The organism is Sporichthya sp. (assembly GCF_013815995.1).
GTDB lineage: Bacteria > Actinomycetota > Actinomycetes > Sporichthyales > Sporichthyaceae > Sporichthya.
Window position 1 is genome coordinate 1 of sequence record NZ_JACDFE010000038.1, and the last position, 23,924, is coordinate 23,924.

At 70.1% G+C, this 23,924-nt stretch carries 22 protein-coding genes, 1 tRNA gene and 5 pseudogenes; 19 read left to right on the forward strand and 9 right to left on the reverse strand.

Features of this window, described 5'->3' with window-relative positions; translation table 11 throughout:
- The 3 genes from H0X00_RS06605 to H0X00_RS06615 form a co-directional block, all read left to right on the forward strand.
- Positions 1-1,733 (forward strand): AAA family ATPase (locus tag H0X00_RS06605; RefSeq protein ID WP_293768296.1); only part of this gene is annotated, 1,733 nt, incomplete at its 5' end.
- Between the two features lie 22 nt (positions 1,734-1,755).
- Positions 1,756-2,085, forward strand: a complete 330-nt coding sequence (locus H0X00_RS06610) for a DUF6247 family protein (protein ID WP_293768298.1) — start codon at positions 1,756-1,758, stop codon at positions 2,083-2,085.
- A gap of 10 nt (positions 2,086-2,095) precedes the next feature.
- Positions 2,096-2,344 carry a hypothetical protein gene (locus H0X00_RS06615; protein WP_293768300.1) on the forward strand — a complete coding sequence of 83 codons (249 nt, stop codon included), beginning with the start codon at positions 2,096-2,098 and terminating at the stop codon, positions 2,342-2,344.
- Between the two features lie 20 nt (positions 2,345-2,364).
- Here the strand turns inward: H0X00_RS06615 and H0X00_RS06620 are convergent, their stop codons facing one another.
- Positions 2,365-3,036: a helix-turn-helix transcriptional regulator gene (locus H0X00_RS06620; RefSeq protein ID WP_293768302.1), complete on the reverse strand. Its 672-nt coding sequence runs from the start codon at positions 3,034-3,036 to the stop codon at positions 2,365-2,367.
- A 122-nt stretch (positions 3,037-3,158) separates the two neighbouring features.
- Here H0X00_RS06620 and H0X00_RS06625 point away from each other — a divergent pair, with 122 nt between their 5' ends.
- The 10 genes and pseudogenes from H0X00_RS06625 to H0X00_RS23710 all read left to right on the forward strand — a co-directional run bounded on the left by H0X00_RS06625 (position 3,159) and on the right by H0X00_RS23710 (position 11,390).
- Positions 3,159-3,344: a helix-turn-helix domain-containing protein gene (locus H0X00_RS06625; RefSeq protein WP_293768304.1), complete on the forward strand. Its 186-nt coding sequence runs from the start codon at positions 3,159-3,161 to the stop codon at positions 3,342-3,344.
- A 50-nt stretch (positions 3,345-3,394) separates the two neighbouring features.
- Positions 3,395-4,645 carry a site-specific integrase gene (locus H0X00_RS06630; RefSeq protein WP_293768306.1) on the forward strand — a complete coding sequence of 417 codons (1,251 nt, stop codon included), beginning with the start codon at positions 3,395-3,397 and terminating at the stop codon, positions 4,643-4,645.
- 8 nt (positions 4,646-4,653) lie between these two features.
- A tRNA-Ala gene (locus tag H0X00_RS06635) sits at positions 4,654-4,726 on the forward strand.
- Between the two features lie 85 nt (positions 4,727-4,811).
- Entirely contained in the window at positions 4,812-5,792 is a 981-nt protein-coding gene (locus tag H0X00_RS06640) for a site-specific integrase (protein WP_293768308.1), read from the forward strand.
- 582 nt (positions 5,793-6,374) lie between these two features.
- Positions 6,375-7,400, forward strand: coding sequence for a Fic family protein (locus H0X00_RS06645; protein WP_293768310.1), 1,026 nt, complete (start codon positions 6,375-6,377; stop codon positions 7,398-7,400).
- Positions 7,401-7,682: 282 nt separating this feature from the next.
- Positions 7,683-8,021 carry a DUF6247 family protein gene (locus tag H0X00_RS06650; RefSeq protein WP_293768312.1) on the forward strand — a complete coding sequence of 113 codons (339 nt, stop codon included), beginning with the start codon at positions 7,683-7,685 and terminating at the stop codon, positions 8,019-8,021.
- A 148-nt stretch (positions 8,022-8,169) separates the two neighbouring features.
- Positions 8,170-9,846 carry a glutamine--tRNA ligase/YqeY domain fusion protein gene (locus H0X00_RS06655; RefSeq protein ID WP_293768314.1) on the forward strand — a complete coding sequence of 559 codons (1,677 nt, stop codon included), beginning with the start codon at positions 8,170-8,172 and terminating at the stop codon, positions 9,844-9,846.
- Between the two features lie 133 nt (positions 9,847-9,979).
- Positions 9,980-10,197: pseudogene (locus tag H0X00_RS06660) on the forward strand (transposase); the annotation flags it as partial.
- A 417-nt stretch (positions 10,198-10,614) separates the two neighbouring features.
- Entirely contained in the window at positions 10,615-10,983 is a 369-nt protein-coding gene (locus H0X00_RS06665) for a hypothetical protein (protein WP_293768316.1), read from the forward strand.
- Between the two features lie 158 nt (positions 10,984-11,141).
- The gene (locus H0X00_RS23710) at positions 11,142-11,390 is read left to right on the forward strand and encodes a nucleotidyltransferase family protein (protein ID WP_367186466.1); all 249 of its coding nucleotides are present in this window, start codon (positions 11,142-11,144) and stop codon (positions 11,388-11,390) included.
- Between the two features lie 466 nt (positions 11,391-11,856).
- Here H0X00_RS23710 and H0X00_RS23715 read toward each other — a convergent pair.
- From H0X00_RS23715 to H0X00_RS06675, 3 genes and pseudogenes are all read right to left on the reverse strand, one after another.
- Positions 11,857-12,045 (reverse strand): annotated as a pseudogene (locus H0X00_RS23715) (fumarylacetoacetase); the annotation flags it as partial.
- 87 nt (positions 12,046-12,132) lie between these two features.
- A pseudogene (locus H0X00_RS23720) lies at positions 12,133-12,417 on the reverse strand (AMP-binding protein); the annotation flags it as partial.
- A gap of 21 nt (positions 12,418-12,438) precedes the next feature.
- Entirely contained in the window at positions 12,439-13,362 is a 924-nt protein-coding gene (locus H0X00_RS06675) for an LLM class flavin-dependent oxidoreductase (RefSeq protein ID WP_293768320.1), read from the reverse strand.
- A 93-nt stretch (positions 13,363-13,455) separates the two neighbouring features.
- Between H0X00_RS06675 and H0X00_RS06680 the strand changes: the two genes are divergently transcribed.
- Positions 13,456-14,601 carry an acyl-CoA dehydrogenase family protein gene (locus H0X00_RS06680; RefSeq protein ID WP_293768322.1) on the forward strand — a complete coding sequence of 382 codons (1,146 nt, stop codon included), beginning with the start codon at positions 13,456-13,458 and terminating at the stop codon, positions 14,599-14,601.
- A 7-nt stretch (positions 14,602-14,608) separates the two neighbouring features.
- Here H0X00_RS06680 and H0X00_RS23725 read toward each other — a convergent pair.
- Both H0X00_RS23725 and H0X00_RS06695 read right to left on the reverse strand, forming a co-directional pair.
- A pseudogene (locus tag H0X00_RS23725) lies at positions 14,609-15,383 on the reverse strand (enoyl-CoA hydratase/isomerase family protein).
- A 356-nt stretch (positions 15,384-15,739) separates the two neighbouring features.
- Positions 15,740-16,195, reverse strand: coding sequence for a hypothetical protein (locus H0X00_RS06695; protein ID WP_293768328.1), 456 nt, complete (start codon positions 16,193-16,195; stop codon positions 15,740-15,742).
- On the opposite strand from H0X00_RS06695, the gene H0X00_RS06700 reads away from it, so the two are divergent.
- From H0X00_RS06700 to H0X00_RS06710, 3 genes and pseudogenes are all read left to right on the forward strand, one after another.
- The gene (locus H0X00_RS06700; protein WP_293768330.1) at positions 16,184-16,393 is read left to right on the forward strand and encodes a hypothetical protein; all 210 of its coding nucleotides are present in this window, start codon (positions 16,184-16,186) and stop codon (positions 16,391-16,393) included. The genes H0X00_RS06695 and H0X00_RS06700 overlap by 12 nt on opposite strands.
- Positions 16,390-17,064, forward strand: coding sequence for a hypothetical protein (locus H0X00_RS06705; RefSeq protein WP_293768332.1), 675 nt, complete (start codon positions 16,390-16,392; stop codon positions 17,062-17,064). Before H0X00_RS06700 ends, H0X00_RS06705 begins: the two co-directional genes overlap by 4 nt.
- Positions 16,983-17,288 (forward strand): annotated as a pseudogene (locus H0X00_RS06710) (ferritin-like domain-containing protein); the annotation flags it as partial. The gene H0X00_RS06705 and the pseudogene H0X00_RS06710, both read left to right, overlap by 82 nt.
- A gap of 715 nt (positions 17,289-18,003) precedes the next feature.
- On the opposite strand, the gene H0X00_RS06715 reads toward H0X00_RS06710, so the two are convergent.
- Positions 18,004-18,471 carry a hypothetical protein gene (locus tag H0X00_RS06715; RefSeq protein WP_293768334.1) on the reverse strand — a complete coding sequence of 156 codons (468 nt, stop codon included), beginning with the start codon at positions 18,469-18,471 and terminating at the stop codon, positions 18,004-18,006.
- Positions 18,471-18,860 carry a cupredoxin domain-containing protein gene (locus tag H0X00_RS06720; protein ID WP_293768336.1) on the reverse strand — a complete coding sequence of 130 codons (390 nt, stop codon included), beginning with the start codon at positions 18,858-18,860 and terminating at the stop codon, positions 18,471-18,473. The genes H0X00_RS06715 and H0X00_RS06720 overlap by 1 nt, the downstream gene beginning before the upstream one ends.
- A 451-nt stretch (positions 18,861-19,311) precedes the next feature.
- Between H0X00_RS06720 and H0X00_RS06725 the strand changes: the two genes are divergently transcribed.
- Entirely contained in the window at positions 19,312-19,632 is a 321-nt protein-coding gene (locus H0X00_RS06725) for a hypothetical protein (protein WP_293768338.1), read from the forward strand.
- 366 nt (positions 19,633-19,998) lie between these two features.
- On the opposite strand, the gene H0X00_RS06730 is transcribed toward H0X00_RS06725, so the two are convergent.
- Positions 19,999-20,841, reverse strand: coding sequence for a maleylpyruvate isomerase N-terminal domain-containing protein (locus tag H0X00_RS06730; protein WP_293768340.1), 843 nt, complete (start codon positions 20,839-20,841; stop codon positions 19,999-20,001).
- Positions 20,842-21,004: 163 nt separating this feature from the next.
- Here H0X00_RS06730 and H0X00_RS06735 point away from each other — a divergent pair.
- Positions 21,005-23,924: BTAD domain-containing putative transcriptional regulator (locus H0X00_RS06735; protein WP_293768342.1), on the forward strand; the 2,920-nt coding region annotated here is incomplete at its 3' end.

The following is a 23,924-nucleotide window of genomic DNA, read 5'->3' on the forward strand; positions in this document are numbered from 1 at the left end:
GGCTTGCCCCGTCCGCGCGGGCGGCCGCGGAACTCGCGCACGCGACCGGGCAGCGCACGGACACCCTGGCCAAGTGGCTGCACGACCGCTCCGACCCGCGCGGTCCCGGGACGGGCGCGGCGAATCGCTCGGCGTGGACCCGGCTCGATGACCGCACGGTGCTGATGGTGGACGAGGCCTCGATGGCCAGCACCCTGGACCTGGACCTGCTCATCAATGTTGCGGGCGCGCACGCGACCAAGGTCGTCCTGGTCGGTGACCCGGCCCAGATCGGGGTCATCAACGGCCCCGGCGGGATGCTCGCCACCCTGCACCAGGGCGGACACGGCATTGAACTGGCCACCATCCACCGGTTCACCCACGAATGGGAACGCCGCGCCTCGGTGGCGCTACGGGACGGGAACCCCGAGGTCCTGGCGACCTACCAGGCCGCGGGGCGCCTGCACCCGTGCCCCGACGCCGAGCAGGGGTTGGACGAGGTCTTCACCCGGTGGGCTGCCGCCCGGGCCGACGGACGGGACGCGCTGATGATGGCCCGGACCCGCACCGACGTGGACGCCCTCAACACCCGCGCCCGGAACGCCGCGCACCCGGGCGAAGCGGTCGGGGTCACGGGGGTGCGGATCGGGGAGCGGGACTGGGCGGCCGGGGATCTGCTGCGGGCCCGGCGCAATGACCGCCGGCTCACGATCGGGGATACCCACGTACGCAACGGTGACCGGTTCCGGGTCCTGGGTGCCGGGCCCACGGGTGGGCTGGTCGTGGAAGACCTGGGCGGGCGTGGCCGGCTCGAGCTGCCCGCCGCCTATGTCGCCCGGCATGCCGACTACGGCTGGGCCGCCACCATCGACGCCGCCCAAGGCGCGACCACGGACATCGGGGTGGTGCTGGTTCGCCCCGGCCTGGACCGCGAACACCTGTATGTGGCGATGACCCGCGGGCGGGAGGAGAACCACGCCTACATCACCCCGGACCGCACCACCGACCCCGAGCACCACGGCCCCCGCGCCCCGGAATCGGCCGATCGGCTCCCACCAGTCGAGGCGGCGCTGGACATCCTCGCGGCGGCGCTGGCCAACAGCGGCGCGCAGGACAGCGCGCACACCGCGCGGGAGGCGGCCAGGGCCAGGGCCGAGGAACAGGCCCGCGCCGACGCACGCACCGCAGACGTGAACGCCGCAGACGTGAACGGCGCAGGCGTCCACGCCGAGGCGGCGCGAACCTCGCGACGCACCCGGGCAGTCGAGATCCCCCAGGATCACCTCGACACCTCGGCCCGGTTGGCGGACGGCCAGGCCCGGATGGGCCAGCTCCGCGAATCCGAACACGGGATTCGTGAGCAGCTCCACGCGGCCCAAGCCGAGCTCGAGCAACTCCCGCGCTGGTCCCGGGGCCGCCGCCGCGACCTGGTCGCCACCCTCGCGGGCCACCGCAGCGCGATGGGGGCGATCTTCGATGAACGGGTCGGGCTCAACAGCGAGATCGAGGTGCTGAGCAGGCTCGAACGCCAGCAGACCCGCGCGCGGGCTGTGCCCGCGGCGCGCGAGGACAGCTACGAACCCGCAGAACGCCTGCGGGCCTCACTCACCCGCTCGACCGGCCGGCTCGCCTGGCCCCGCCCCGTCGAGCTCGCCCCTCCCTCTGCCCAGGCCGACCAGTACCGCGCGCGGCACCACGCGCGGGACGCCTATACGTTCAGAGACCGTGACGACGACCTCGGCCTCGGTCGTTGAACCGCCCCATTAGGCTGGCTCTATGACCAGCGCGCCGATGCCTGAGGATGCGTCGACGTCGGCGCTGCCGCCGTTGCCTATGGCCGGGGCCTCCCCGGGGGAGATCCGGGCCGCGTTGTATCCGCAGTACCGGGACGAGTTCGACCGGGCCTATCGCGCCGCCTTGGACGGGGCCGGCCGGTCCATGGACCTGTCCGGTGTGCTCGCGGTCCTGGAGAGCTGGCGGCTGCGCTCTTGGGTGACCCGCGATCCGGCCCAGCATCGTCACGTGATCCGGCGGGCCGCTGAGTTGCTGACCGGCGTGATGCCGCCGGAGGACGAACCGGTCGAGGTCACCGAGTCCCGGTTCTGAGTCGGCTTCGGTGTACGACCTCGATCATGATGCCTCGGTCCAAGAACAGATTGACGCCCTTCCACCCGAGGCGCTCGCCGCGTTCGCGGAGCTGCGGGTCGTGCTGGAGACCGCCCCCTGGAGCGGGAGCCCGTACCACTCGGAGGACCCGGATCGGCCCGTGCGAGCCCACGCGTTCGGCACCGCAGGGCTGGCCGTCTATCTGGTGATGGAGCGTCAGCGGCGGGTCCAGCTGGTCCTCGTGCTGTGGGTCGGCTGACCTCTGCGGCGGGGAGTCGGCTAGGACTGGCCGCGGGGCTTGCGGGACCTGGGCGGTGCGATGAAGTCGGCGTCGTTGAGCTTCTCCGCGACCAGACCGCGGACGCCGACCTGACGCAGATGGTCGAAGAAGGCCCCCATCTCCTCGGCGGTCGCGTCCAAGCGGTCCGCGTGCTCGTCGAGTAGCGCCAGGAGCATCTCCTTGCGGCGGTGGCGGTAGTCCCGCAACGTGGTGGCGGTCGGGGCGCCGAACACCCGCCCGAGGGTGGCGTCGTGCTCGGCGGGTTCGGCCATCCCGAGCTCCCGGAACCGGGCGTAGAGCTCCTCGACCTGGTCCTCGCGGCCCAGCGCGAGGGTGTAGAGCTCGTTGACGCGGTCCGAGGTGCCGGCCAGGCGGCGGGTGTCCTGTGGTGGGGGGAGGAAGAACCACAGCAGTGGGACGTCGAACGCGCACGCGAAGGCGAGGATCTCCTGGGCGTCGAACTCGCGGCGCTTGTCCCCGCGGTAGGAACGCTCGATCGCGGAAATGCTCGCCTGGGTCAGGCGCTGACCCAGGAACCGTTCCAGGGTGTCCGCGGCCTCGTCCTGGGTCAGCCCCCGCAGCTCCCGGGCGCGGCGGAAGTTGTAGGCGATGACCTCGTTGAGGTTCGCGGGCGGGTCCACGGGGGCGGTGGTTCGTTTGCGTCCGGGCATGTCCACCACGCTACATGTTCCACCGTCTATGTCGATAGTTGCGGGAGCGAGTAGCCTGCGGTATGCTCTGGGCATTGTGGGGGAACTAGGTGTAGAAACTATTGACCTCGGAGGGGCTCATCATGGAACTTCTGACCGTCGAACAGGCCGCGCAGCGGCTGGGGACCTCGGTGCGGTTCGTGCGTCGGCTACGGTCCGAGCGTCGGATCGCGGTGGTCAAGCTCGGCAAGCACGTGCGGATCGCCAGCGACGACCTTGACGCCTATATCGAGTCAGGGCGCCAGGAAGCACACCCCGACGCCTCCTGAGGAGGAACTGTGTCTGCGGAGAGCTTCGCCTCGACGTCCAGGGACCGCTGATGGCAGGCCGGCGACGTCACTTCGGCAGCGTGCGCAAGCTTCCCTCGGGGCGCTACCAGGTCCGGTACCTCGGCCCGAACGGGCTGCTCCGACCGGCACCGAACACCTTCGCACGCAAGGCGGACGCGGAACTCTGGCTGACCAAGGCTGAGGCCGACCTCGCGAGGGACGACTGGTTCGACCCCGCGGGCGGTCGGATCCCGCTGCGGGACTACGGCACGACGTGGCTGCAGGAGCGCACCGGGCTGAGCGAGACCACCCGCGAGCGCTACGCCAGTGCGCTGAGACTGCAGATCCTGCCGAACCTCGGGGCACTGAGCCTGCGCGAGATCCAGGACCCGACGGTGCGGAGATGGCGGAAGGGCTTGCTCGACGCCGGGACTGGCGAACCGTCTGTCGCGAAGGCGTACCGGCTGCTCCGGGCGATCCTCAACACCGCGGTCGACGACGGCCTCATCCGTCGTAACCCCTGCCGGATCAAGGGCGCGAGCGCCGAGGCGAGCCCGGAGCGTCCGATCCTGACGGTGGCCGAGGTCCTCACCGTCGCGGGGGTCATCCCCGCTCGGTTCCGCGCCCTGGTTCTGATGGCGACCTTCACCGGCCTGCGCTTCGGCGAGCTCGCCGCCTTGCGCCGTCTCGACATCGACACCATCAACGCGGTCGTCCACGTGCGCCGGGCGCAAGTGGAGCTCTCCGATGGCCGGCTGCTGATCAAGGCGCCCAAGACCGCCGCCGGGCTCCGTTCGGTGAGCATCCCCGAGGCGATCCTGCCCGACGTGGTCCAGCACCTGCGGCAGTACGCCGAGCGCGGCGTCGAAGGGCGAGTCTTCGTCGGCAGCCTCGGCGCCCCACTGCGCCGGCAGAACTTCCGTCGGATCTGGGTGAAGGCGATTTCCGATGCGGCATTGGGCCCGGTGCACTTCCACGACCTGCGGCACACCGGAAACACATTGGCGGCCGGAACCGGTGCCAGCCTGCGTGAGCTGATGGCCCGGATGGGCCACGCCAGCACCCGGGCTGCGCTGATCTATCAACACGCCACCGCAGAACGCGATCGGGTCATCGCCGACGCGCTCAGTGGGGTGATCGAAGCCCAGCGCCGGACCTCGGGCGACTGCGAGACCCCGAAGTTGACCGCTCCGGTCTCGGAGATCTGGCACGCCGATGGCACGACGGCGACGAGCGCCGGCGGAGGCCGGTCTGCGCGAGGGACGCTGACGGGCCCTGACCTGCGCTGCAGTAGCCTGTAGCCGCTCCCGGGGACGTAGCTCAATTGGCAGAGCACTGCCTTTGCAAGGCAGGGGTTGGGGGTTCGAGTCCCCCCGTCTCCACCCCGGTTCACCTGCAGGTTCGGGGTTATCCCCACCCGGACAAATTTCCGGACTGCGAGCCTGACTGCGACTTGCGGTCGCGGACATGGCCGCCGTTCCGCCTCGCCGACCCGAGGGCTCCCTGCGCAAGCGCGGGAGCTCCTGGCAGGCCTCGCTGTCCACCGGCACCGATCCGCTGACGGGGCGTCGGCGCTACGCGATCGAGACGCACCCGAGCCAGGCCGCGGCGCGCAAGGCGTTGAACCGGATGCGGGCCGACCGCGACCAGGACCGCATCGCCCGCACCAACGCGACGTTCTCGGTCGCGCTCGCGGAGTGGCTGCAGGTCCAGGAGCTGGAGGAGACCTCCCGCCGTTCCTACGAGGCGTACCTGCGCAACCACATCACCCCGGCGCTCGGAGAGCTCGCGCTGTCCAAGGTGACGCCCCGGGCCCTGGAGCGTTTCTACGCCGAGCTGCGCCGGTGCCGGGCGCGGTGTCGGGCGGGCGAGGTGCGCCGGGACCACCGCGTCGTCGGCGAGCACGAGTGCGACCTGGTCCGGCACAAGCGGCCGCCGGGCCGGCCGGCGATCGCCTCGCCCGCGCACTGCTGCTCCGATGCCGGGTGCGTGGTGGTGTCGTGCCCGCCGCACGAGTGCCGGCCGCTGGCGAACGCGACGATCAACCGGATCCACTTCATCATCAGCGGGGCGCTCTCGGCCGCGGTGCGGTGGGGCTGGATCGGATCTAACCCGGCGTCCGTTGCGAAGAAGCCCCGGGTGCCCGCGCCGCAGCCGAACCCGCCGACCTCCGAGCAGGCCGGGCGGATCCTGGCGGCGGCGTGGGCGGAGGGCGTCGAGTGGGGCACACTGGTGTGGCTGGTGATGGTGACCGGCCTGCGCCGCGGCGAGCTCGTCGCGTTGCGCTGGTCCGACGTCGACTTCGATACCGAGACCCTGCTCGTACGCCGAGGCGTGGTGAAGATCGGCGCTCGGGTCATCGAGAAGGACACCAAGACCCACCGGATGCGCCGCATCGCCCTGGACCGGGAGACGGTCAAGGTGCTGCAGGAGCACCGGGCTCGCTAGGGTTCCCTGGCCGCCGAGCTCGGGCTCGACGCAGGTGACGATGCGTTCCTGTTCTCGTACGAACCCGACTACTCGCGGCCTTATGACCCGAGCGGGGTCACGCACCGGTACTCGCGGATGTGCGCCGGCCTGCGCATCGACAGCCACCTGCACGCCCTAAGGCACTACTCCGCGACCGAGCTCCTCAGTGCGGGCAGTTATCCACAGGGTCGGGGCCGCATTCGTCAGCGGCTCTGGGGTCGAGCGGTGGGCCGTGTCTAGGCTTTTGATGTGTCCAGCGCTTCGCCGAAGAGGCAGCACTCCCACCGCTTCCGCTCGCTGGGGCGACATCCCTGGAGATCCGGGCCGCCCTGCGTCCCGAGTACCGCGACGCCTTCGACCGGTGCCCACCGCTTTGGCCTCGCTGGCGACGCGGAGTCGGTGGATCAGGAGACACGCGTACGTCGCCGAAGTTGTTGCGTTCGATATCCATTGACCTTGACTCAACAACTTCCGGTACAGTCTGAAGTTGTTGTGTTCAACTTATGTTGCCAAGAGCGCGACAAACTATGCGCCACCGATTTCGACCAAGGGGCTCAATTCATGGCACGCGGACGCCCTTCCCGACAGGCGATCTACGCCCGCCTGGAAGAGGCGATCAACGACCTGGACACGCGAATGGGTGGGCTCCCGAACCCTGCGGAGGCCGAGGAGATCTGGGACGAGCTGTGGCACCAGGAGGCGCACCACTCCACTGCCCTCGAAGGCAACACGCTGGTCCTCAACGAGGTCCGCAAGCTCCTCGATGAAGGACGGGCGGTGGGGTCGAAGGAACTGAAGGAGTACATGGAGGTCGTCGGCTACGGCGCTGCGGCCAAGTGGGTCTACGGACAGGCGCTGGAACCCGGGGGCTGGACCACGGGTGACCTGCTCAGCATCCAGGAGGTCCGGACAGTCCACTACGAGGCGATGACGCCGGTCTGGAACGTGGCGCCCCACTCGAATGCGACCCCGGCTGAGACGCCGGGAAATTGGCGAAAGCACGACATCCATCCGTTCCCTGAAGGGATGACGCCACCTCCGTTCCCCGAGGTCGACCACCGGATGACCGATTGGGTTAGGGGCGTGAACGAGCTCCGTGAGGAGAGCGAGGTTGCGCTTCCCGAGCGATTGGCGAAGGTCCACAACGACTTCGAGCGGATCCACCCCTACCTCGACGGCAACGGCCGCGCCGGCCGCCTGCTGCTGAACCTGATCCTGGTGAGGCTCGGTTACCCGCCGGCGATCGTGTTCAAGAACGAACGCACGAAGTACCTCGACGCGATGCGCAAAGCCGACAAGGGTGACTACGGGCCGCTGGGTGAGCTCATCGCCCGGGCGGTAACCAACAACCTCTACCGGTTCGTCGTCCCAGCCGTCGCCGGCCCGGCTCGTCTCGTGCCGTTGGCAAGCCTCATCGAAGCGAAGACGGGTGTCACGGCCACAGCCCTTCGAGCGGCGGCGGAACGTGGCCGGCTACGTGCCCAGAAGTCGGACAACGGAACCTGGCTGAGCTCGAAGAAGTGGGTCGAGGACTATCAGCGGGACAAGCACAAGCGCATCAACAATGCAGCGAAACCGGGGGCCTAACGTCGGCGCTGGTGCGCCCGCGGCGTCGGAGCTCGCGCATGTACTTCACGTACTTGACGTACCTACGTTCGCCGATCACCATCAATCCGTGACCCGCCACTTCCCGACGACCAGCGAGGCGCGAAGCCAGTTCCGGGCGCTGCTGGACAACGCTCAGGCGGGCCGGGTCGTCACGGTCCAACGCGAGGACGAGCGCTACGCGGTCCTCGACATCAAGCGGCTCCTCAGCAAGCTCATGCAGGCCCGTCCGTCCAGCGCGGTCGTCGTGGCCGAGGGCGGCGGTTGGGCGGCCCCACGTTGCCGGTTCCGGACGAGGAAGACCTCCCTCCGCTGCCTCGCGAGGGCGCGACGCCGGCGGAGATTCGGTCGGCCCTTCACCCCGAGTACCGGGCCGAATTTGACCGGGACTACCGGGCCGCGTTGGTCGTGGCCGGTCAGTCGCTGGACCTGTCCGCCGTCCACGAGGTCGTGGAGAGCTGGCGGAGGCGGTGTTGGTTCACCCGCGATCGCGACTCTTACCGTGAGGCGATGCGCCGCGCCGCCGAGTTGCTCACCGGCGAGGCGCCGCCCGCCGACGAGCCTCTCGCCGTGACCGAGGCGCGCGTCCACTCACACTCCTGACGTGTACGCGGTCGGCCTGGCCAGCGCCGCCGTCGAGGCGCAGGTCGCAGCCTTGCCGGCCCTGGCGGGCTGATCGGCCGTCCTGCCTCTCGCAGGACGGCCACCCTCCGGTTGCACGTCAGTCCGCCGAACCTGAAAACATGACCGGATGAACGCTGACCCCGACGCTGGCCCCGCGCCGAGCGACTTCATCCGCGACCTGATCCGCGGCGACCTCGCGTCCGGGAAGTACGGCGACCGGGTGCAGACGCGCTTCCCGCCGGAGCCCAACGGCTACCTGCACATCGGGCACGCCAAGAGCATCTGCCTGAACTTCGGCATCGCTGCGGAGTTCGGCGGGGTCTGCAATCTGCGCTTCGATGACACCAACCCCGAGGCGGAGGATCACGAGTACGTCGAGGCGATCCTCGCCGACGTCGCCTGGCTCGGCTTCACCCCGGCCAACGTCTTCTACGCCTCGGACTACTTCGGCCAGATCTACGACTGGGCAGAAGTGCTGGTGGGCAAGGGTCTGGCCTATGTCGACGACCAGGACGGCGACACCATCCGGGCACAGCGCGGCGGCTTCGGCAAGCCGGGCATCGAGTCGCCTCACCGCAACCGCGACGTCGAGGAGAACCTAGCCCTGCTCCGAGGCATGCGCGACGGGGAGTTCGCCGACGGCTCGCGCGTCCTCCGCGCGAAGATCGACATGCAGGCGAGCGTCATGGCCCTGCGCGACCCGGTGCTCTACCGGATCCGCCGGGTCGCGCACGTCCGCACCGGGACCGACTGGATCGTCTACCCCACCTACGACTGGGCGCACGGGCAGTCGGACGCGATCGAGGGCGTGACCCACTCGATCTGCACGCTCGAGTTCACCGACCACCGGCCGCTCTACGACTGGTGCCTCGACCACCTCGACCTGCCGCGGGAGCGGCCCGAGCAGACCGAGTTCGCCCGGTTGGGGATGACGCACACCGTCATGTCCAAGCGTCACCTGCGCGCGCTCGTCGAGGACGGCACGGTCGACGGCTGGGACGACGCCCGGATGCCCACGCTGCAGGGCATGCGGCGCCGGGGGTATCCGGCCGCGGCGATCCGGGAGTTCGTGACGACGCTCGGGGTCGCGAAGACCAACACCACGACCGAGATCGAGTTTCTCGAGTCGTTCGTCCGGACCCACCACAACGCGCACGCGCTGCGCCGGATGGCTGTGCTCGAACCGCTGAAGCTCGTCATCACCAACTGGCCCGAGGGGCAGGTCGAGCACGTCGAGCTGGTCGAGAACCCGGAGGACCCGACGGCCGGCGTGCGCAGCGTGCCGTTCAGCGGCGAGCTCTGGATCGAGCAGGACGACTTCAAGCTCGACCCGCCGCCGAAGTACTTCCGGCTCGCGCCGGGCCGGGAGGTCCGGCTGCGCGGCGGCTACTTCGTCACGGCCACCGACGTGGTCACCGACTCCGGCGGGAACGTCACCGAGGTGCGCTGCACCTACGACCCGGCGACCCGCGGCGGATCCGCGCCGGACGGCCGGAAGGTCAAGGCCACCATGCACTGGGTGAGCGCCGCGCACGCCGTCGACGTCACGGTGCACCTGTACGAAAGGCTGTTCGTCGACCCCCGGCCCGGCAGCGACGGCACCGAGCCGACCGTGAACCCGGACTCGCGCCGCACGATCGTCGGGGCGAAGGCCGAGCCCGTCCTGGCCGACACCAAGCCCGGCGAGGTCGTGCAGTTCGAGCGGCTGGGCTACTTCGCCACGGACCCGGACACCCCCGGCACCTTCCACCGCACCGTGGGCCTCAAGGACGAGTGGGCGAACATCCAGAAGCGCAACGGCTGAGTGCCCTCCCCGCCGCCGCCGGCTCGGGCGGGGCCGGAGAGACAGAGTTGTGACGGCTCAGGCGCCGATCTGTTCCTGGACGAGCCCGCCATCGCGCGCCTCTCAATAGCGCCCAGCCCCTACCGATTTAAGGCCGCTCGAGCGGGTGAACGGGGAGTCAAACGCCGCACCAACGTCGTGGGGATCTTCCCCAACGACCCTTCCGTGCTGCGCCTGGTCACCGCCGTGCTGGTCGAGACCCACGACGAATGGGCCGTGGCTGAGCGCCGCTACCTCTCCGAGGAATCCATGGCCAAGATCGGCGAAGAAGTCCCCACCGTCGAGGAGGTGCCGCTGGCCATCACCGCCTGAGACACTTGCTGCCGTCGACGATCACGACAACGTCGGCCTACACCACTCCACGGGACTCGATCGCGATGCCATGCGGTCAGGAGGGTCTCGCCGCGACCGGTGGGTCCTGGGTTCCACGATGCGCAGTGATCCACTGGCGCGCTGGACAGCTTGCCGGACATGCAGCGTGCGGTTGTCGAGGTCGATGTCCGCCCACCTGAGCCCGAGGATCTCGCCCCGTCGCAAGCCGAGGGTCAGCGCCACCACGAAAACGCCGTCCAGGCGGTTGCCGGCAGCGGCCCCAATCGACGGAGGCGGACACGACACGACGACACGCCCTCGGGGGTACAGGTAGGGCCACCCAACGCCGATATTGCCGGCGGCATCCGTGGTGTGCGGAAGCCGAGGTAGCCACGTCCCCGCGGGGAGAGGAAACTCATGGCAAGCGTTGAGGACAAGCTCGTCAGGGCCGCTCGGCAGTTCATTGAGCCGGGAGAGGATGTCCAGACTGTGTTCGTCGCTCAGACGTTCTGGCCGCCTCTGTTCGCCCTCATCGGAATCTTCAGCATGCTGGGCGGCGGCTACCGACTAGTGGTTGTGACGTCGCAGCGGATCCTCGTCTTGAAGACGAACTGGTCCTCCTACCGCCACCCCAAGAGCGTGCTCGCGGAGCTACCGAGAAAGACTCGCCTGGGCCCGGTGTCCGGTCCGTTCGCGGCCATCGACGTCTTGGGTCAGCGCAATTACGTCGTAGCGGGCACGCGGAACAACGTCGCCGTGGCGGACTCCTTCGTCGGCGCGCACTAGACCGGTACCGGCCGGTCGGTTTGACGGCAACGCCGGCCCAAGTGAACCTTTCCTGCGCGACTCGGAATCCGATGGACGTGCGCTGGAGCAGTTCCGCCGTACCCTCGGCTCATGGCCGTCCCCGGACTTGAGGTCGACGTCCATCGCATCGCCGAGATCTGCCGCCGCTTTGGCGTCGCCGGCTCGACGTCTTCGGGTCGGTCAGCCGCGGCGAGGCGGCGCCGGACAGCGATGTCGACGTCCTCTACGAGCTCGCCCCTGGGGCCCGACTCGGTTGGGGCATCGAGGCCCTGGCCGACGAATTGTCCGAAGTGCTCGGCCGGCCGGTTGACCTCGTCTCGCGCAATGCCCTCGAACGGCTGAAGGCGAGCGTGCTGGCCGACGCTCGTGTCCTGTATGCGGCGTGAACTGCAGCTGATCGGACAAATGATCGAGGCGGCGGAGCGGGCCAGATCGCTCGACGGCGCAATCGACCTCATCGATCTCCAGATCGGCGCACGCACTCAGTGTTCCGCACCGGGCCTCCGCTGATCGTGACAGTCGTTGCCGCCTGCGCTGAGATCTGCGCGAGCAGGTTACGGCAAGTGGCGGTTGCCTCACTTGCGAAAAAGTGACTATCCGTCAGAATAAGCATAAATCGCCCGTTACAGTACCGCCGGCAGGGTCGCCCTGCGTCTTTAGGCCAAGGGCTCTCCACGCAGCGCGATCGGCGCTCGTGCCACCCGCAAGCGGACGCGACTGCACCCTGCGCCGCTGGCTCCAACCGAACGCGTTCGCGGGGTTCGGTGACCTTTCGTGTCGCGGGTCGACGACGTGAAGCGCCTCACGACGGGGCCGAAAGCTGAGAGCTGCGCACGGGCAAAATCGTGCCGGTGTGACCTCGCCGAAGCCGAGGCGGCCACCTCCGACCGCCGGGGCCGACGCCCGGATGGTGACGGTGTCGCCGTCCTCGAGGAAGGTGCGCGATGTTCCGTCCTTCAGCATGAGTGGTTCAGTGCCGTTCCAGGTCAATTCGATCAACGGCCCTCGCTGGCCCGGCTCCGGACCGGACACGGTGCGAGCGGGTGTTCGAGACCGACGGCTCCCCACTGCCGGGCGTCGAGTTGCGTACCGTCGCTCCCGACGGGAGTCTTGCCGGCAGGCCAGGTGCAGGGCGATGAGCTGCCACCAGTTGGGCAGTTGCACCGACACCACCTGACCGGGCTGCACACCGAGGTCGAGCAGCCCGGCGGCGATCCGATCGGCCCGGTCTGCCAACTCGGCCCGGGTGAGCACGTGCCGGGAGCCGGTGGACTGCACGTGGCCGATCACCGCCGGCTTGTCGGGTGCGGCGGCGACGGCTTCGTCGAGGTGGTCCAACAGCGTCCGGTCGAGCCAGTACCGGGCCATCGCGGCGCGGTAGGCCGCGTCGAAATCAGCGGTCAGCCTCGGCATCGTCGCCTCCCGGTGGTGATCTCAGCCGTCCAGCAGGGCCCGCACGCCGGCCAGACGGTGGTATTGCGTGAGGGCATCGGCGGCAGCCGGCACCACCACGAAGCCCTCCGCGCCGGCATCCCGCAACTCGGCCAGACCGTCGGCAACCCGGGCCTCGTGACCGACCAACACCCACCGCTCGAGCTTCTCGTAGCCCAGTCCGTACTGGCCCTTCGCGAACGCCGCTGCCTCCGCCCGCCCCGCGTCGACGTCGTCCGTGACGTGCGCGAACACCATCTGCAGCACCGTGCACCGCGGCCGGGCGTACTGCGCGGCGTACTCGTCGAGCTGGGTGCGCACCTCGGCCAATCGGCGCGCGGACAGCCACACCCCGAGCCACCCGTCGGCGACGCGGGCCGCGCGCCGCAGCCCGGCATCCGAACGCCCGCCGACGACAATTGGCGGTGGCACGTCCGGGAACGGCTCGAGTGCCGGCGAGCGGACCGGCAGCAGCGGTCCGGGATGGTCCACCGGTTTGCCGCGCAGCAACGCGGTGATGATCTCCAGCCCCTCGTCCAACCGGCGGCCACGTTCGGCGACCGGCACGCCGGCCGCCTCCCACTCCGCCGGGTTCTCCCCGCCGACACCGACGCCGAGCAGCAACCGATCCGGGGCCAGCTCGGCGACCGTGGCCACCTGCTTGGCGGTCCACACCGCATGACGCAACGGCAGCAGGAGCACCCCGGTGCCGAGCACCAGCCGATTGGTCCGCCCGGCCACCGCGGCGAGTGACGTGAGGGCGTCCAGCACCGGCGGGTGGAAGCTGAGATGGTCCCCGACCCAGCCGGAGTCGAACCCCAGCTCCTCGGCCAACACGGCACCGGCCAACAGCGGCGGCCGGCCCATGCGGAACGGGTCGAAGCTCGGCAGCATCACGCCGAAGCCGGTGTCCGAGGCCCTCAGCATCGCGCCACCTCGCACCCGCTCCAGTCGGTCCGGTTGACGCCCGACACACTAACTGCGCACCCGCTGCGCAGGACATGTGCACATGGAGAGCCGATGGACTTCACCTTCAGCCCGGAACAGGAAGACTTCCGACGCGAGCTGCGCGCGTTCGGGGAGAAGGTCCTCGCGCCGCACTATCGCGCCGACGATCTGGCCGGCGTGCTGCGCCCCGAGGTGGGCCCGGCGCTGGCCGGCGTGGGGTTGACCGGGCTGCGCATCCCCGACCGTTTCGGCGGTCAGGATGCCGACGCGGTCACCACGGGCATGGCCGCCTACGAGATCTCCCGCGCCGACTTCAACTCCTGCTACCTACTGCTGAACAGTGCGCTGGTCAGCGAGATCCTGCTGGCCGGTGGACGCGAGGAGCAGCTCGCGCGTTGGCTCCCGCCGATCGCGGCCGGCGAGACCCCGCCCGCGTTGTGCCTGACCGAGCCCGGCCAGGGCTCCGATGCCGCCCACCTCGAACTGCGTGCCGTAGCCGACGGCGACGGGTGGCGGCTTGTCGGTGAGAAGACCTCGGTCACCCTGGGCATGGCCGCCCCGGTGGCGACCGTGTTCGCCCGCACCGGCGGTTCCGGCGCCCGCGGGGTGTCCGCGTTCATGGTCGACCTGGACCCCGGCTACGTGGCCCGCACCCAACTGGACGACCTGGGCAGCCGGGCCATCGGCCGGGCCAGCCTGTACTTCGACGGCCTGCCGGTGGGGCGCGATCAGTTGATCGGTGCCGAGGGCGAGGGTTTCGTCCGGGTGATGCAGGGCTTCGATTACTCCCGCGCGGTGATCGGTCTGATGTGTCTGGGCGTTGCCTCCGCCGCGCTGGATGATGCCCTGGATTACGCCCGCACCCGCGAGGCGTTCGGCAAACCGATCGGCACCTTCCAGGGGCTCGCGTTCCCGCTCGTCGAGTGCGCCACGCACCTGCGGGCCGCGACGCATCTGTGTTTCGAGGCGCTGGCCCTCAAGGACGCCGGCCAGGATCCGGCGGTGCCGGCGAACATGGCGAAGTGGTGGGCGCCCAAGCTCAGCGTCGACATCATTCATCAGGCGTTGCTGACCTTCGGCCACGCCGGCTTCTCCACGGACAATCCGCAGGGCCAGCGGATGCGTGACGTCATCGGGCTGGAGATCGGCGACGGCACCGCGCAGATCGCCAAGCTCGTCGTCGCCCGCCATCTGCTGGGCCGCGACTTCGCTCCCTGACCCTCCGTCAGCGACCGGTGAACTTGGCCTTGCCCGGGCCGTTCTCCACGAACGAACGCATGCCGATCTTCGTGTCCTCGGTGGCGAACAGCGGGGCGAACACCATGCGCTCCACTGCCAGGCCCGCGGCCAGGTCCAACTCCAGCCCCTGGTCGACGGCCACCTTGGCGGCGCGCAGCGCCGCGGCGGGTCCACCGACGAAGGTGCCCGCCCAGGCCAACGCCTCGGTGTAGACCTCGGCCGCCGGCACAATCCACCAGACCCATGGCCAACGATTCCGGCGCGCCGACGAAGCGGCCGGAGAACAGCAGGTCCTTGGCCTTGGCCGGCCCGACCAGCCGCGGCAGCCGTTGGGTGCCGCCCGCGCCGGGGATGACGCCGAGCAACATCTCCGGCAACCCGAGCTGGGCATTCTCGGCGCACACCCGGAAGTCCGCGCACAGCGCCAGTTCGCACCCGCCGCCCAACGCGTACCCGGTGATCGCCGCGATGACCGGCTTGGGGATGTCCGCGACCGCGTTGAAGCAGGCGTGCAAGCGGACCGAGCGCTTCGCCATGTCCGTCGGGGAGATGTCGACCATCTCCTTGATGTCCGCCCCGGCCGCGAAGACCCGTTCGCCGCCGTAGATGACCACCGCCGCGACGTCGTCGCGTTCTGAGGCCTCCTGGGCGACCGCGCGGATCTCCTCCTGCATGGCGAAGTTCAGGGCGTTCATCTTGGGCCGGTCCAGGCGCATGGTGCCGATCCCGCCGTCGACCTCGAGGCGTATGAACCCCCCCATGCATACCCCCTGGGGATGAACAGGTCCACGCGGGTGAGCTCATTGGGCGCCACGACGACGTCCACATGGCCCTGAGCGTTGAAGACCGTGCGGGCCGTCGCGTTGAGGCGATGCTGGAGCAGGGTGCCGCCCTTGAGCAGGAACAACTGCCGACCACGTCGGCGTCGATGGCGCGTTGCACAGCACCGACCGCCACCGACGAAGCGATCAGCCAACCGAGCCGTCCACCTTTAGCCTCCTCGCCGAGTTGCCCTTCGGCTTGGGAGATCCAGGCGTTGAGGACATTCGTCGAGCTGGGTTGCTTCGCCTTGGGCTTCAGCGAGCGCAGCAGGGCGGCCAGGCGGGAACCGACGGGCTCATCGGTCATGACGAGCCTCCAGAGCCCCGGCCAGGGCCTCGCGTTCGGCGGTCTTCAGATAGCCCTGCGCGTGACCACGTTCGATGGCTTGGCGGAGCAGATACGTCGGCGTGCCGTAGGCAAGACATTGGGCGATCGCCGTCGCCGGGGTGACGGTTGGGATCTGCTGCCACCACCCGATCCGGTCAGGGGCTAGGTCCTCGTGGTGGACGACGTAGTCCGCCCCACCCGCACGCCGGAATCGGCTCTGCTTCCCGACCGTGACGTGGATTCGGTTCGGGTTGACGTCGCTGATGCCGCAGGCGTCCAGCGCCGTCTCGTGGGACAGGGCCGCCTCGGGCACCCGAGTCCACAACATGGCGAGCATGAGGTTGTCGTGTTCGCCCACCGGGTACTGCGGAAACCGGTAGACCCCGTGCGCGGCCCGCTCCAACGTGCCCCGGTGAACGAGCATTTGAAGTGCGTGCTTGCCCATGCCCATGCCCATGCCCGTGGCCTCAAGGGTGACGCGGCGAACCTGATCACCGTCAAGGCCACCGGTGGAGCGGTCGACGCGGCGGAGCTGCCGGCGGCGGCCGGTTCGGTGGGAATTCCCGAGACTTTCAAGAAGACCGATCTGGCCAGCCCGTCCAGCGAAGGAGCGGTCCAGTGACGCGCAGTCCGAAGGAGATGCAGATCAGCGAGGCTGAGCTGCGCGCGATGACCGCGGAGATGGTCGAGATGCACCACGCCACGTTCCCGCAGATGCGGGCCCGGCTGGCCGAACTCGGGTCGAGCCTGCGGCGAAGTGAACCGTCGGCGGAGCTGCGCGCCGGCCGCCGCCGCTTCCTGACCACAACCGGCGGGCTCGTGGTCGGCGGCCTGGTGCTCGCCGCTTGCGGTGACGACAAGGAGGACGCCGCGACCCCGGCCACCACCCCGCAAGCCGGCTCCGGCACCAGTGACTCGGGGCAGGACAGCGGCCAGGGTGACGGTGGCGCCGACTCCCAGGCGCTGATGCTCAACGCCAGCCTGGAGAACCTCGCCGTGTTCGCCTACGGCGCGGCCCTGGAGGCGGCACCCAAGGGCATGTTCGGCAAGACCGTGCCCAAGGCGGTGGCGGAGTTCGCGACCCACGCCAAGATGCAGCACTCCGACCACGCCGACGCCTTCAACGCCGCCCTCACCGGCGCCGGCGGCACGGCGTACGCCGTGCCTTCAACGCCGCCCTCACCGGCGCCGGCGGCACGGCGTACGCCGACCCAACGCCCGGGCTCACGCCTACGGTCAAGGCGCTGTTCGCCAAGGTCGACTCGGTGCCAAAGTTGGCCATGCTGGCGTTGACGCTGGAGAACACCGCGGCTGCGACGTACACCAAGCAGATGGGCGAACTGACCAGCAAGGAAGCGCTCTCCGCCGTCGCCACCATTGCCCCGGTCGAGCGCCAGCACGCCGCGATCCTGTCCTACGTGCTCGGGGACTATCCGGTGCCGGACACGTTCGTGAAGTTCGCCAAGAGCGACACCTCACTCGGCGCGCAGACACCCAGCGCGCTGACAGCGGGCTGAGCAATTGGTGCGCGGCACGCCTGCCGCGGATCGTCCTGTCCGTCGTCCCCGTGCCGCCCTCGAAGGGCGGCGGCGGAAACGGCCCAGATCGGGCATGAATCGTGAGCTTCGGGGTCCGGGACCGCGTCAGCACCGAGCACCTGCCCTGGCCAACCGCCCGGCCGCCCGGCCCCCATCAGTTCGAGGTCCGCTCTCGACGCCGAAGGGGAGACGAGCGCACGCGGCTTGTGCCACGCCCGCGCCCGGCCCACGCCACGGGTGAGGCCGAGGTCGTCGACACGAAATTGCCGGTCTCACGGGCACTCGGCGCTACCAGCACCGGGTGGCTTCCGCACGAGACTCAGATGCTGAGATGCGGGCGCCGCCGGGTGCGCACGGAGGCGAGGACTTCACCGCGGACGGCGGCAACCGCCCCGGTGTCGGCGAGGCCGACACAAGAGCTGAAAAGTTGTCGCAAGTGGCCGGTCGTACAACGCACCAAACGCCAGCCCCTCCCCGCCCACGGAGGCACTGAGGAGCTCGTCGACCGTCCTGATTTCCTTGAATCGGCGCAGGGGCCCGGGAGGAACCGGCTACCAACGGCCGGGCCCTGCCGACGGGGGACAATTCGGCGTGCCACGAAACCTGCTCCGCTCTTGCCCGCCCTCAATCTTGCGTCGACCCCCTACCCTGGCGACCTTCATGAGCAGCGCGGGCTTCAAGCCGCGGCGTGAGGTCACAGGTCACGCCGAAGGGCCGGAGTCGACGACGCCCGATGAGTAATAACGACCAGGGCGAGTGCTGCCGCAGCACCGATGGATTCGGCCCAGACGCTCAGCGTCTTGTCGTCGTACCAGAACGGCTCGTACATGTTCGGCAGCGGGCCGAATTCCCCGACATTGACGTAGCGGTAGAGGAGCACCGCGAACGCTCCGCCACTGAGCACGGCGAACGCGACCAACGCTACGATGCGACCACGAGCCAGGAGCACCAGGACAGCCGCGCCAATCGCCAGTGCGCCCTCGATCCGGAACAGGGCACCCTGGCTGATGGATTCCTTCGTGCCGTCATAGAAGTGGGCCAGATGGAAATGCGCAGCGGCGTTGATCACCAACCCGGCGATGACCACCAGACGTAAACCGATGTCGGGGGGCGAAAGGCGGGGGACTCCTGGCGCGACGGTCAGAAGCCGACGAACGTCCATCACGACGCCTTCACGGTGAGATTGCCCTTCATGTACTGGTGGATATCGCAGATATAGGGATACTCGCCGGGCTCCGTGGGCGCGGTGATCGACCCGCGCTGGTTGCCGGCCAGATTGCCGGTGTCAAAGCTCCTGTCTTCGGCGGTCGCCGTGTGCGGCGCGGTGTCCTGGTTGTTGACCATGACCACCGCCCCTGGGGCGACGGTGAGCGTCGCCGGGCTGAACACGAAGTTCTTGATCACGATCGTGTTGGTGGGAACCTCCGGCGACTGCCCGTCCGCAGCGGGAGCGGCACCGGAGGCCCCCGGCGGTCCGTCCCCACACGCGGCAAGCGCGCCCAAGGCGATGACACCGCCGGCGCCAAACAGAAACGACCGTCGTGACGTCATCTCGCCTCCTCGACTCCGGGGTATTGAATCCGATGTCAACGATTCCTCCCCAGCTGTCCTTCGAACGCGGCCGCGACGGGGCGTCCTTCCCCACCGGCCCGGACCCGGGGCGGGCGAGGACCTAGGAGATGCGGCTCGCGTTCGGAGGAGATCCCGCTACCCGGCCGCCGCCCTCTCACTCAGAAGGAATTTTGCGGCAGACGGGAGCCGAAGTTACACCGATCGCCCAGCGTGTGACCGAGCCGGGCGTTGGCGAGTTCGTAGTCGTGCCGCAGGGGGAACTGCTCGGGCCGGGCCGGGGCGGCGTGCGGCGCACCCAGGCCACCTTGCCGGCCGTCGGCCGAGCTCGCTGGGCTAATACCTGACCTTCCGTGACCTGCAGCAGGGGGTACGAGCCGTCTCCGCGTTCCAGAATCGCCCCAGGAGGACCGATGCCACGGAGTACGCCACCGTGCATCTGTCCGGGAGCGGGAGCCCCTCGACCGGTCAGGTCCTGACTCTGGAGCAGCGGGTAGCCGCGCTCGAGGGCGTCCTCGAGCACCTCCGACATGACCTTGTTGGCAGCCTCCGGGACGCGGAGGAGCGCGCGAACAAAACCGCAGCAGCGATCGCGCTGGACGTCCGCCGGCAGGTCGAGGAGCAGGTCGCGGCCGTCGCCGCCCTCGCCGTGACCAACGTCGGTCGCGGCCGGAGGGCCTACCTCGGCCCCGCCCTGTTCGTGACAGGTCTGCTCACTCAAACGCTCTCGAGCGGCCTCCAGATCGCCGCGTAGACTGAATTGTCCGTGGGTGACTACCTAACCAATCCAAGCTTGTGGATCTCGAGAAATCTCCGCGAGCGCCCCGGAGTCCTCGGTGAACGTGCATGGCCAGATGGTTGCCAAGGCGGTTGCCAACGGGCCGGACTGGGGCGGACGCCCTCGCATTCGCTGACACCGGGAGAAGCAGGTCGGCCAACGCGATGGACCTCCACGGACATGCCGCGGCGATTTTGCAAGGCAGGGGTTGGGGGTTCGAGTCCCCCCGTCTCCACCACGGTTCACCCCCCGATCGTCGGATCGCGCCACGGCAGCTCCTGGCGGAGCATCAGATCAGACGCGGACCCGGCGAGGCGGCAGTACTGGCCGACCGTCCGACCTTTAGGGAAAGACCAGCAGGGTGTCGAGTGCTAGGAGGGCGGTGTCGTCCGGCGCCCCGCTGATAAGGCCGAACGTCAACGCCTGCAGCGTGGTCATCCGGCCGGAGCGCACCAGGAACCAGGCGACCGGGTCGGCGGTGATCACGCTGTCCACCGGAGCACCCGGCTCGTCCAGCGCAGCGGCACCGTCAACGAACCGCACCACCAGACTGGTGAGGCCGGTGAGGTTGATCTGGCAGGCCACGTTGAGGCCGCGGCTCGGCTCGTCGCGGACGGCGAGGCGCAGCGCCGGCAGCATCCCGGCCAAGTTCAGCGCGACGTGGTTCCGGTCGATCGGCCACGGCCGCCCGAGCGCGCCTGCGACGTCGAAGCCGTGCAGGATCGGCTCGCCGAGCAGGATGCCCGCCATGTCCGCGACGGTCACCTCGTTGCCCCAGTACATCGCGATGCGCTGATCGGCGGCGCGCCGGGAGAGGTCGTCGACGAACCGGCCGGAGGCGTCGACGACCAGCTTCGCCAGCTGGGCCGGGTCGGTCTCGGGGACGTCGGCGAGCAGTCCCTCCGAGTACGCGGCCAAGGCGGTGCGAAACCAGTCACCGTCGTGCAGGCACCGCTCGCGGCCGGCCCAATGGCCGGGCTCGGGCAGCCTCGGCGGGTTTCCGCGGGCCATCTCGGTGTAGACCCCGCAGAAGGTCACCAGGTGGGCGGCGACGTCACGGACCGTCCATGTCGATCCGGGCACTGGGATGTCGGTGCGATCCAGGGTGAGGATCAGGTCGGCGAACTGGGCGGTGGCGGCCTCGTGGCCCTTGAGGCTGGCGTCACGGCGGGTGGTCAGGTCCATGGTGTCTCCTTCCCTACGTCCGGCCTCGCCGGCCGGGGCTGCGTTCAGGATGGGCGTTACCGCATGCGTGATTCCTGCGCCACCCGTGCGCCGGTGGCGGCGGCCGCTCACCTCGGGCAATGATCGCCGCAGCAGGGCCGCCGACCCCGAAGGGAGACCCCGAGTGGGGACCGACTTCGAGGTCCGCCTCCTCGGCCCCGTCGAGGTCACTTCGGCCGGCCGACCGCTGCCGATCGGCAGCGCCAAGCAGCAGACGCTGCTGGCCGTCCTCGCCCTGCAGGTCAACCAGGTCGTCCCGCTGGATGTCCTGGTCGACGAGCTGTGGGGTGAGGAGGCACCCCCGAGTGCTCCGACAACCGCACAGAGCCTGGTGTCGCGACTGCGCGGAGCCCTCCGGGCCACCGGTGCCGCCATCGAAGGCCGTCATCCCGGATACGCCCTGGTGGTCGATCCGGCCTGTGTGGACTCCCGCCGGTTCGAGGACCTCGCCGCGCAGGGGCACGCACTCGCCGCACGGGACGCCGACCGGGCATCCGAGAGGTTGCGGGCCGCGTTGGCCTGCTGGCGTGGTCCGGCGCTGGCGGGTCTGGACGCCGGGGCATTCGGCTCGGCGGAGGTGGCCCGGCTGGAGCAGGCGCGGCTCGCCGTCACCGAGGCGCTCGCGCAGGCCGACCTGGACCGTGGCGACGCCGGCGCGGCACTGGCCGTCCTCGAGCCCCACGTCCGCGAGCATCCACTCCGCGAGGGGGCCGCGGCCGTCCTGATGACCGCCCTGTACCGCCTCGGTCGTCAGGCGGACGCGCTGGCGGCCTACCAGGGACTGCACCGCTCGCTGACGACGGACCTCGGTGTGGAGCCGACCCCTGACCTGGTGGCGCTGCAGGGTCGGATCCTGCGCCACGAGATGGCCCCTGCCCCGCCGCGGGCACCGACCCACACCGAACTGACGAACCGTCAGGTAAGTATCGTCGGCGGGCAGTCACCGGATCCCCTCGACCCGGCGCACGCTCCGAGGCTCCCCGACCCGGTGACGACCTTCGTCGGCCGGCACGCGGAATTGGCGGAGCTGGCCGTCGCGCGACGGTCGGCCCGCCTCGTCAGCGTCGTGGGCCTGGGTGGAGCCGGCAAGACCCGGCTCGCGCTTGCCCTCGCAGCGGCCACCGACGACGACGAGTTCCCCGACGGGGTGTGGCTGGCCGACCTGACCCCGATGACCGATCCGGAGCTGCTCGCCGGCGAGGTCACGGCCGCCCTCGGTCTCCAACTCGGCGGTGCCCCGGACGCCGGCCCGGCCGCGACGGCCGCACTCTGCCGCTACTTGTCCGGACGCCGGATGTTGCTGATCCTCGACAACTGCGAGCAGGTCCTCGCCGGGGCGGCGGCGCTCGCCCACGAGATCCTCCGCCGCTGCCCCAAGGTGCAGGTGCTGGCCACCAGCCGCGAGGTGCTCGATGTCCCCGGCGAGGTGGTGTTCCGGATCCCGCCGCTCTCGCTCCCGGCCGACCCGGACGACGCCGAGGCGGTCGCCCATTCCGACGCCGTCCGGCTGTTCTGCGAGCGGGCGGCAGCGACCGGCAGCGGGTTCGGGCTCTCCGAACGCAACTCCGCCGCGATCGCCCGGATCTGTACCCGTCTTGACGGCATCCCGCTGGCCCTGGAGCTGGCCGCCGCCCGCGTGCCGGTGCTCGGGGCCCACGCCCTCGCCGATGCGTTGGACGACCGTTTCGCGCTGCTCACCGGCGGGTCCCGGTTGGCACCCGCGCGCCACCAGACCCTGCGCGCAGCGATGGACTGGAGCTACGAACTGCTGGCGCCTGCGGAGGCGTCGCTGCTGACGCGCCTGTCGGTGTTCCCGGCCCCCTTCGACCTTGCCGCTGCGGCTGCCGTGGGCGCGCCACGCGCCACGGAGATCGAAGTGCTTGATCTGCTGGCCGGCCTCGTCGGCAAGTCCCTGGTGGTTCCGGTCGTTGGCGCGGACCCGACGCCTCGCTACCGGCTGCCAGAAACCGTCCGGGAGTACGGCACCGGACTGCTCGACGAGGCGGGTCTGGCCGAAGCGGGCCGGGCACACCGCGATCACTACCTCCGCCGAGTCCCCGGCTTCCCCGCCAGCGCCGAGGACTCGATCGAGGGAATGCGGGCCGTCGCCGCCGACCTCGAGCACCTGCATGCCGCGCTTCATGCGTCGCTGGACACCGGGGAGGTCGACCAGGCGCTGCGGCTCATCGGCTGGCTGCGCACCTTCTGGCACTGGTCCGGCCGGTGGGCACCCTTGCCGTGGCTGGAGCGCTGCGTGGCGATGGCCGAGCGCGACAGTCCCGACCTCTCCGTCGCGCTGACCCTGCTTTCGATCGCCCTCGACCAGTCCCACCGGCCGGACCCCGGACGCAGCGCCGCCCTGCACGCCGAGGCGACGGCAGTAGCGACCCGCCTGGGCGAACCGGCCGCGCTCGCCTACGCCGACTTCATCCAGGGCTTCCTGCGCACCGCCCGTGGCGAGTTCGAGCCGGGCCGGGCCCTGCTGGTGCAGGGGAAGACGCTGATTGAAGAGGTCGCCGTCGAGAACCCGGACTCGGCGATGGTGGCAGCGATCCGCGGGTGGTGCGAGTACGTCCTCGGGACGAACGCCATCGCCGCCGGCGACCCCAGCGATGCGGTCCGATGGTTCGAGGCGGCCAGGGAAGCGGGACGGGGTGGTGCCACCGTCCTCACCGCGCATTCACTCGCCGCGCTCGCCCCGCTGGCCGCCGCGGCAGGCGACCCGGACCGGGCCCGGGGCCTGGCCGCCCAAGCCGAACAGCTCAGCACCGCGCTCCCGCTGCCGGCCACGCACGCACTCGTGCTCATCCGATGCGCCGAGGCCCTGCTGGCCGGCGACGCGGCGGCCCGCCAAGGTGGCGGCCGGCCGGTTGCTGGACCTGCTGGGCCGCCTCGGCTCGGCCGCCTTCGTCGCCGACGCTCTGGAAGCCGCCGCGCTGCTGATCGCCGGGCCGCGAGACCCGGGCCACCCCCCGGAGCGCCCACACGACGCCAGTGCCCGGTCAGCCGCCGGCGTGTTGGCTGCGGCGGGCGCGCTGCGGGAG

Bases quoted from the DNA above. Each gene is read 5' to 3' on its own strand.
- H0X00_RS06695 (WP_293768328.1), bottom strand. From the start codon at position 16,195: ATGCTCGTTCACCGGGGCACGTTGGAGCGGGCCGCGCACGGGGTCTAC.
- H0X00_RS06665 (WP_293768316.1), top strand. From the start codon at position 10,615: ATGGCAAGCGTTGAGGACAAGCTCGTCAGGGCCGCTCGGCAGTTCATT.
- H0X00_RS06610 (WP_293768298.1), top strand. From the start codon at position 1,756: ATGACCAGCGCGCCGATGCCTGAGGATGCGTCGACGTCGGCGCTGCCG.
- H0X00_RS06640 (WP_293768308.1), top strand. From the start codon at position 4,812: ATGGCCGCCGTTCCGCCTCGCCGACCCGAGGGCTCCCTGCGCAAGCGC.
- H0X00_RS06720 (WP_293768336.1), bottom strand. From the start codon at position 18,860: ATGACGTCACGACGGTCGTTTCTGTTTGGCGCCGGCGGTGTCATCGCC.
- H0X00_RS06645 (WP_293768310.1), top strand. From the start codon at position 6,375: ATGGCACGCGGACGCCCTTCCCGACAGGCGATCTACGCCCGCCTGGAA.
- H0X00_RS06680 (WP_293768322.1), top strand. From the start codon at position 13,456: ATGGACTTCACCTTCAGCCCGGAACAGGAAGACTTCCGACGCGAGCTG.
- H0X00_RS06715 (WP_293768334.1), bottom strand. From the start codon at position 18,471: ATGGACGTTCGTCGGCTTCTGACCGTCGCGCCAGGAGTCCCCCGCCTT.
- H0X00_RS06630 (WP_293768306.1), top strand. From the start codon at position 3,395: ATGGCAGGCCGGCGACGTCACTTCGGCAGCGTGCGCAAGCTTCCCTCG.
- H0X00_RS06675 (WP_293768320.1), bottom strand. From the start codon at position 13,362: ATGCTGAGGGCCTCGGACACCGGCTTCGGCGTGATGCTGCCGAGCTTC.
- H0X00_RS06655 (WP_293768314.1), top strand. From the start codon at position 8,170: ATGAACGCTGACCCCGACGCTGGCCCCGCGCCGAGCGACTTCATCCGC.
- H0X00_RS06625 (WP_293768304.1), top strand. From the start codon at position 3,159: ATGGAACTTCTGACCGTCGAACAGGCCGCGCAGCGGCTGGGGACCTCG.
- H0X00_RS06620 (WP_293768302.1), bottom strand. From the start codon at position 3,036: ATGCCCGGACGCAAACGAACCACCGCCCCCGTGGACCCGCCCGCGAAC.
- H0X00_RS06730 (WP_293768340.1), bottom strand. From the start codon at position 20,841: ATGGACCTGACCACCCGCCGTGACGCCAGCCTCAAGGGCCACGAGGCC.